Source organism: Pseudomonas sp. SDO5522_S412 (assembly GCF_054071215.1).
The window spans coordinates 1-8,124 of the sequence record NZ_JBSVWQ010000248.1; the positions used below are offsets into that span (position 1 = coordinate 1).

At 60.1% G+C, this 8,124-nt stretch carries 7 protein-coding genes; 6 read left to right on the forward strand and 1 reads right to left on the reverse strand.

Annotated elements, in window-relative coordinates; genetic code table 11:
- Positions 1-72 precede the first annotated feature (72 nt).
- Positions 73-1,899 carry a sigma-54-dependent Fis family transcriptional regulator gene (locus ACW9I6_RS28320; protein ID WP_457340086.1) on the reverse strand — a complete coding sequence of 609 codons (1,827 nt, stop codon included), beginning with the start codon at positions 1,897-1,899 and terminating at the stop codon, positions 73-75.
- Positions 1,900-2,136: 237 nt separating this feature from the next.
- Here ACW9I6_RS28320 and ACW9I6_RS28325 point away from each other — a divergent pair, with 237 nt between their 5' ends.
- Genes ACW9I6_RS28325 through ACW9I6_RS28350 form a run of 6 tightly spaced genes read left to right on the forward strand, consistent with a single transcriptional unit; the run spans position 2,137 to position 8,063 of the window.
- A complete protein-coding gene (locus ACW9I6_RS28325) occupies positions 2,137-3,231 on the forward strand; it encodes an ABC transporter ATP-binding protein (RefSeq protein WP_003218524.1) in 1,095 nt (364 codons plus the stop codon).
- Positions 3,231-4,328 carry an ABC transporter ATP-binding protein gene (locus tag ACW9I6_RS28330; protein ID WP_102369282.1) on the forward strand — a complete coding sequence of 366 codons (1,098 nt, stop codon included), beginning with the start codon at positions 3,231-3,233 and terminating at the stop codon, positions 4,326-4,328. Before ACW9I6_RS28325 ends, ACW9I6_RS28330 begins: the two co-directional genes overlap by 1 nt.
- Positions 4,325-5,191, forward strand: coding sequence for a carbohydrate ABC transporter permease (locus ACW9I6_RS28335; protein WP_003218527.1), 867 nt, complete (start codon positions 4,325-4,327; stop codon positions 5,189-5,191). The genes ACW9I6_RS28330 and ACW9I6_RS28335 overlap by 4 nt, the downstream gene beginning before the upstream one ends.
- A gap of 10 nt (positions 5,192-5,201) precedes the next feature.
- A complete protein-coding gene (locus ACW9I6_RS28340) occupies positions 5,202-6,002 on the forward strand; it encodes a carbohydrate ABC transporter permease (RefSeq protein ID WP_457340087.1) in 801 nt (266 codons plus the stop codon).
- A gap of 10 nt (positions 6,003-6,012) precedes the next feature.
- Complete coding sequence (locus ACW9I6_RS28345) at positions 6,013-6,285, forward strand: DUF2160 domain-containing protein (protein WP_003218532.1); 273 nt, start codon at positions 6,013-6,015, stop codon at positions 6,283-6,285.
- A gap of 35 nt (positions 6,286-6,320) precedes the next feature.
- Positions 6,321-8,063: an ABC transporter substrate-binding protein gene (locus ACW9I6_RS28350; protein ID WP_003218534.1), complete on the forward strand. Its 1,743-nt coding sequence runs from the start codon at positions 6,321-6,323 to the stop codon at positions 8,061-8,063.
- Positions 8,064-8,124: the final 61 nt, after the last annotated feature.

Here is an 8,124-nt window from a genome sequence, read left to right on the forward strand (position 1 = left end):
GTCAGTTAAAGCATCAGCGACTGATACAGCGCATTCGCGAGCAAGCCCGCTCCCACATTTTTGATTGTGTTTCTACACAGCATTCCCGTTTTGTCGCAGGCGTTTGTAGAGGGTATTACGGCTGACGCCAAGCTCTCTGGCCAGGTGAGAGATATTCCCGCCCACCGCCTTCAGTCGCTCATTCAGGTCCAGACTGTCATCCACTGCATCACACACCGGCACCACCCCATTCAAATCCACAAAAAAATCATCCGGCAAATGTTCCGCCCGAATCGGCTGCTCTTCCGCCATGGCCAGTGCCACCTGCAACACGCTGCTCACCTGGCGCAGGTTCCCCGGCCACGGATGCTGTTCAAACAAGGCCAGCACCTCGTTAGTCAACCCGGCCCACTGCGTCGGCTCGCGATGCTGTTGCCACAGCTGCTTGAACAACGCCTGTTTATCCGTGCGCTCCCGTAGCGGCGGCAGCTCCAGGGTCAGGCCACCGATGCGGTAATACAGGTCTTCGCGAAAACGCCCGAGCTGTACCTGTTCGCGCAGCGAGCGGTTGGTGGCGGAGATGATCCGCAAATCCACCGGGTACAACTCGCTGCTGCCTACAGGCTGCACACAGCGCTCCTGCAATACCCGCAACAGCCGGGCCTGGGTCGGCAGGGGCATGTCGCCGATCTCGTCGAGGAACAGCGTGCCTTTGTCTGCCTTGCGGATCAGCCCGATGCTGCCTTTCTGGTTGGCGCCGGTGAATGCGCCTTTTTCATAGCCGAACAGTTCCGACTCCACCAGTTCGGCGGGGATCGCTGCGCAGTTGACCGCGATAAACGCTTGTTGGCTGCGAGAGCTGGCCTGGTGCAGGGCTTTGACGAACACTTCCTTGCCGACACCGGTTTCACCGTGGATCAGCAACGGAATATCCTTTTCCAGCAGGCGCTCGGCCTGACGCACGGCCTTTTCCACGCGGGTATCGCCGAAGTGCAGGGTCTTGAGACTGATGGCCGTGGGGCCAGGTTCGCGGGGCTTTTTCGTTTCCACAAACACGCGAGCCTGCACTGGCGCCTGTTTCGGCCGTTTCAGCAGGCACTGGAAACGGTTGCGTCCGGCGGCTTGCAGCGAGAAGGGCAGGCCTTCGGGCTGGTTGAGCAGTTCCAGCAGCGAGACCTTGAACAGGCTGTCGATCAGCACCCGCGACAGGCTGATGCCCAGCAGGTTGTCGGCCCGGCGATTGGCCGACAGTACCTGGCCGCTTTCATCAAAAATCAGCAGCCCGGCCCATTGGCTGTCGAGATTGTTCAACCCGGTATTGAACGTCAGCTGGAAATGCTCACCGCGAAACAGGTTGAGGATCAGCCGGTTCTCGACGGTCTGGCTCATCATCTTGACCATGCCGAGGGTGTGGGAGGGCGGCAGGTAGCTGTCGCTGGACACATCCAGCACCGCGATGATTTCCCGCTGCGCATCGAAGATTGGCGCTGCCGAGCCGGTCATGAAACGGTTGGCCTTGAGGAAGTGTTCGTCGTGTTCGATATGCACCGCCTGGGCACAGGCCAGGGCGGTGCCGATGGCGTTGGTGCCGCTGGAGCGCTCCATCCAGCTGGCGCCGGCGCTGAAACCACGGGCCAGCTTGGGGTCGATAAAGCGTTGGGTGCCCCACGAAGTCAGCACCTGGCCCTGGTTGTCGGCGAGCATGATCAGGCAGTTGGAATTGCTGAGGATGTTCTCGTAGTAGGGCAGCACTTCCTGGTGGGTGGTCTGCACAAGGGAATGCTGGCTTTCCAACAACTGGCTGACGCCGTCTGCGGGCAGTTGGTCGAAGCTCGGTGTGCTCTGGTGATCCAGGCCATAGGCCCGGCAGCGGCGCCAGGAGTCCTGGATGATGGCATCGTGCGCCAGCGGTGTGCTCATGGCGGTGACCCTTGCTTTATTGTTGTTCTGGGGTGCGGAAGGCCCGTTCAGTGTTGTTCAGAACTGTTCATTGTCAACCCGCCGATTGTTCAGTTGTTCAGCCTGACCTGTTCATTTCTGTTCAGAGGCGAATCGCTGTTTTGCCTAACTCGTTGACCGGCCTGAGGTTTGGGTTGTTGGCACGGAACTCGCTCTGTGCTCCTGCCAGAACCATTCCAATAATAAATAGGTCGTGTCATGTCATTGACCCTGGAGCACGTCACTCGCGTTGTCGAAGGCCAAACCTGGATCGACGACGCCAACCTGCGTTTCGAAGCCGGTTCCTTCAATGTATTGCTGGGCCGCACGCTCTCCGGCAAGACCAGCCTGATGCGCCTGATGGCCGGCCTGGACAAGCCTGACAGCGGGCGCATCCTGATGAATGGCGTGGACGTCACCCAGAAGCCGGTGCGCCTGCGCAATGTGTCGATGGTCTATCAGCAGTTCATCAACTACCCGACCATGACCGTGTTCGAGAACATCGCCTCGCCGCTGCGCCAGGCCGGAGTCTCTGCCGAGCAGATCCAGAGCAAAGTCCTCGAAACCGCGAAAATGCTGCGTATCGAGAAATTCCTCCAGCGTCACCCCCTGGAACTCTCCGGCGGCCAGCAGCAACGCACCGCCATGGCCCGGGCGCTGGTCAAGGATGCCGAGCTGATTCTGTTCGATGAACCCCTGGTGAACCTGGACTACAAACTGCGCGAAGAACTGCGCCAGGAAATGCGCGAGCTGTTCAAGGCACGCCATACCATCGCGATCTACGCCACCACCGAACCCAACGAAGCCCTGGCCCTGGGCGGCACCACCACGATTCTGCATGAGGGCCGGGTGATCCAGAGCGGCAAGGCGGCCGAGGTTTATCACCAGCCACAGACCGTGCTGGCGGCCGAGCTGTTTTCCGAGCCGCCGATCAACCTGATGCCCGGGCGCATCAGTGGCAATGAAGTGAGCTTCGCCAACTTCGTGCACTTCCCGCTGAACGTCGACCTGCGGCCCATCGGTGAGGGCGAGTTTCGCTTTGGCGTGCGTCCCAGCCATATCAGCCTGGTGCCGAGCAACGACGATGACCTGGAATTGGCCGTGACCGTGGAGGTCGCCGAGATCAGTGGCTCGGAAACCTTCCTGCATGTGCGCAGCGAACACTTCCTGCTGGTGCTGCATTTGCCCGGGGTGCATGAGTACGACGTCGACGCGCCGATCCGCATCTATATCCCCACCCACAAACTGTTTGTGTTCGATGGCCAGGGACGGCTGGTCCAGGCCCCCGGCCGACGTGTCGCGAGGGTTGCCTGATGGCCGAGATCCATTTGCAGAACCTGGCCCACAGCTACAGCTCAAAGCCAAACGGCCCCGAGGACTACGCGATTCGCGAGATGAACCACGTCTGGGAGCAGGGCGGCGCATACGCGTTGCTGGGGCCGTCGGGCTGCGGCAAGTCGACCTTGCTCAACATCATCTCCGGCCTGCTCAGCCCATCCGAAGGCCAGGTGCTGTTCGACGCCAAGGTGGTCAACGAACTGACCCCGGAAAAACGCAACATCGCCCAGGTGTTCCAGTTTCCGGTGGTGTACGACACCATGACCGTGTTCGATAACCTGGCTTTTCCCCTGCGAAACCAGGGCATGGCCGAGGCGAAAATTCACAGCAAGGTGCAGGAAATTGCCGAGGTGCTCGACCTGCAAAACCTGCTGGACAAAAAGGCCCGCAACCTCACTGCCGATGAAAAGCAGAAAGTCTCCATGGGCCGCGGGCTGGTGCGGGATGACGTGTCGGCGATCCTGTTTGACGAACCGCTGACGGTGATCGACCCGCACCTGAAGTGGAAGCTGCGGCGCAAGCTCAAGCAGATCCACGAGCAGTTCAACATCACCATGGTCTACGTGACCCACGACCAACTGGAAGCCTCGACCTTCGCCGACAAGATCGCGGTGATGTATGGCGGGCAGATCGTGCAGTTCGGCACGCCCCGGGAGTTGTTCGAGCGGCCCAGCCACACCTTTGTCGGCTATTTCATCGGCAGCCCTGGGATGAATCTGATTGAGGTGCAGGCAGAGGCGGGCGGTGTGCGCTTTGCCGGGACACATCTGGCGTTGCCCGAGGCGTTGCAGCAGCGCATTGGCGAAACGCCTTACAAAAGGCTGCAGGTCGGCATCCGCCCGGAATTTATCCACGTGTGGGATGAGCACAATCCCGACGCGCTACAGGCGCAAGTCACCCATGTGGAAGACCTCGGCACCTACAAGATCATGACCCTCAACCTCGATGGCGCACCGTTGAAAGTGCGCCTGGCCGAAGACAAACCGGTGCCCGAGGGCCAGGCGTCCATCAGCTTTCCGGGGCAGTGGCTGATGGTGTATGCCGATGACTACTTGCTGGAGGTGCAGCCATGAACAAGGTGCAGAACAACAAGGCCTGGTGGCTGGTATTGCCGGTGTTCCTGCTGGTGGCCTTCAGCGCGGTGATCCCGATGATGACCGTGGTCAACTACTCGGTGCAGGACATCTTCGACCAATCCAGCCGTTACTTCGTCGGCGCCGACTGGTACAAACAGGTGCTGCTGGACCCGCGCCTGCATGACTCGCTGCTGCGTCAGTTCATCTACTCGGCGTGTGTGCTGTTGATCGAGATTCCGCTGGGCATCGCGATTGCCCTGACGATGCCCACCAAGGGCCGATGGTCGTCGCTGGTGTTGATCGTAATGGCGATTCCGCTGCTGATTCCGTGGAACGTGGTCGGCACCATCTGGCAGATTTTCGGCCGTGCCGACATTGGCCTGATGGGTTCCACGCTCAATGCGATGGGCATCAGCTACAACTACGCCGCCAACACCATGGACGCCTGGGTCACGGTGCTGGTGATGGACGTGTGGCACTGGACGTCCCTGGTGGCGCTGCTGTGTTTCTCGGGGCTGCGGGCGATCCCGGATGTGTACTACCAGGCGGCGCGGATTGATCGGGCGTCTAGCTGGGCGGTGTTCCGACATATCCAGCTGCCAAAACTGAAGAGCGTGCTGTTGATCGCGGTGATGCTGCGCTTCATGGACAGTTTCATGATCTACACCGAACCGTTTGTGCTGACGGGCGGCGGGCCAGGGAACGCCACCACCTTCCTCAGCCAGACGCTTACCCAAATGGCCGTAGGCCAATTCGACCTGGGCCCGGCGGCGGCGTTTTCGCTGGTGTACTTCCTGATCATCCTGTTGGTGTCCTGGCTGTTCTACACCGCCATGACCCACTCCGACGCCAACCGCTGAGGCCGCCAACATGAGCAAGCGCAAGGTAATCCCGCTGCTGGTCTACATCCTGTTCCTGCTGGTGCCGATCTACTGGCTGCTGAACATGTCCTTCAAGAGCAACACTGAAATCCTCGGCGGCCTGACCCTGTTTCCGCAGGACTTCACCTTCGCCAACTACAAGGTGATCTTCACCGACCCGAGCTGGTACACCGGCTACCTCAACTCGCTGTACTACGTCAGCCTCAACACCGTGATTTCCCTGAGCGTGGCGCTGCCGGCGGCCTACGCGTTCTCGCGCTACCGCTTCCTCGGCGACAAGCACTTGTTCTTCTGGTTGCTGACCAACCGCATGGCGCCGCCGGCAGTGTTTTTGCTGCCGTTCTTCCAGCTGTATTCGTCCATTGGCTTGTTCGATACGCATATCGCGGTGGCCTTGGCCCATTGCCTGTTCAACGTGCCGCTGGCGGTGTGGATTCTCGAAGGTTTCATGTCGGGCGTGCCCAAGGAAATCGACGAAACGGCCTACATCGACGGGTACAGCTTCCCCAAGTTTTTCGTGAAGATCTTCGTCCCGCTGATTGGCTCGGGGATCGGCGTCACGGCGTTTTTCTGTTTCATGTTTTCCTGGGTCGAGCTCCTGCTGGCACGCACGCTGACGTCGGTGAACGCCAAACCCATCGCCGCAGTGATGACCCGTACGGTTTCGGCCTCCGGCATCGACTGGGGCGTGCTGGCGGCGGCGGGGGTGTTGACCATTTTGCCGGGCATGCTGGTGATCTGGTTCGTTCGCAACCATGTGGCCAAGGGCTTTGCCCTGGGCCGGGTCTGAGGAGTCGATGATGGAATGGATGGCCTGGACCACCCCGACTGCACTGTTCTTTGCCGCGATCGGCCTGCTGCTGGTGGGCATGACGACCTGGGAATTGCGCTCGCCGAGTATCCCCCGGCGCGGCTTTTTACCGATCAGCACCACCCGTGGTGATCGTTTGTTTATCGGTCTTCTCGGCAGCGCCTACCTGCATTTGTTGGTGATCGGCGTAACCGGCTGGAGCATCTGGGTGGCGTCCGCGCTGTCTCTGGTGTGGCTGTTGTCTGTGATGCGTTGGGGCTAGCTGCCCCTTTTGAACCCCAAAACCAGGAGGTCTCTATGTTCGATAAAAACAATAAGCTGCGACATAGCATTTCATTGGCGGCCGTGCTGGCGCTCAGCGGGCTCAGTGCTGCGGCCTGGGCGGATGCTTATGAAGACGCTGCGAAAAAATGGATCGGCAGTGAGTTCAAACCGTCGACCCTCACCGAAGCCCAGCAGCTTGAAGAGCTGAAGTGGTTTATCAAGGCCGCGGAGCCGTTTCGCGGGATGAAGATCAACGTGGTGTCGGAAACCCTCACCACCCACGAGTATGAATCCAAGGTGCTGGCCAAGGCCTTCAGCGAAATCACCGGGATCAAGCTGACCCACGACTTGCTGCAGGAAGGCGACGTGGTGGAAAAGCTGCAAACCCAGATGCAGTCCGACAAGAATATCTATGACGGCTGGGTCAACGATTCCGACTTGATCGGTACGCACTTTCGCTATGGCAAGACAGAATCCATCACCGACCTGATGGCCAACGAAGGCAAGAACTTCACTTCACCCACCCTGGACATCAAGGACTTCATCGGTATTTCGTTCACCACTGCGCCCGACGGCAAGATCTACCAATTGCCCGACCAGCAGTTCGCCAACCTATACTGGTTCCGCGCCGACTGGTTCGAACGGGCAGACCTGAAAGCCAAGTTCAAGGAAAAGTACGGCTATGAACTCGGGGTGCCGGTGAACTGGTCGGCCTACGAAGACATCGCCAAATTCTTCAGCGAAGACGTCAAGGAAATCGACGGCAAGCGCGTCTACGGGCACATGGACTACGGCAAGAAAGACCCGTCCCTGGGCTGGCGCTTCACCGATGCCTGGTTCTCCATGGCCGGTGGCGGCGACAAGGGCCTGCCCAACGGTTTGCCGGTGGACGAATGGGGCATTCGCGTGGAGGACTGCCACCCGGTGGGCTCCAGCGTCACCCGTGGTGGCGACACCAACGGCCCGGCGGCGGTGTATGCCACGCAGAAATACGTGGACTGGATGAAAGCCTATGCACCACCGGAAGCGGCGGGCATGACCTTCTCCGAATCCGGTCCGGTGCCGTCCCAGGGCAACATCGCCCAGCAAATCTTCTGGTACACCGCGTTTACCGCCGACATGACCAAGCCGGGCCTGCCGGTGGTCAACGCCGACGGCACGCCGAAATGGCGCATGGCGCCATCACCCGTCGGGCCTTACTGGGAAAAGGGCATGAAGAAGGGCTATCAGGACGTAGGTTCCTGGACGTTCCTCAAGTCGACGCCCGAGAAGCAGAAACTGGCGGCCTGGCTGTACGCGCAGTTCGTGACCTCGAAAACCGTGTCGCTGAAGAAAACCATCGTTGGCCTGACGCCGATTCGTGAGTCCGACATCAACTCCCAGGCCATGACCGACCTGGCGCCGAAACTCGGTGGGTTGGTGGAGTTCTACCGCAGCCCGGCCCGGGTGGAGTGGACCCCGACCGGCACCAACGTGCCGGACTATCCACGGTTGGCGCAATTGTGGTGGAGCCATATTTCGGAAGCGGCCAGCGGAGAGAAGACGCCGCAGCAGGCGCTGGATGGGTTGGCCAAGGATCAGGACGCGATCATGACGCGCCTGGAGCGCTCCAAGGTGCAGCCGATTTGCGGGCCGAAAATGAACGAGGAACGGGACGCGCAATACTGGTTTGACCAGCCGGGTGCGCCGAAACCGAAGCTGGCAAATGAGAAGCCGCAGGGTGAGACGGTCAGTTATAACGAGTTGCTGAAGTCGTGGGAGGCGGCGCGCAAGTAACCCAGACGCCGCAGATCAAAAATGTGGGAGCGGGCTTGCTCGCGAAGGCGGTAGATCAGTC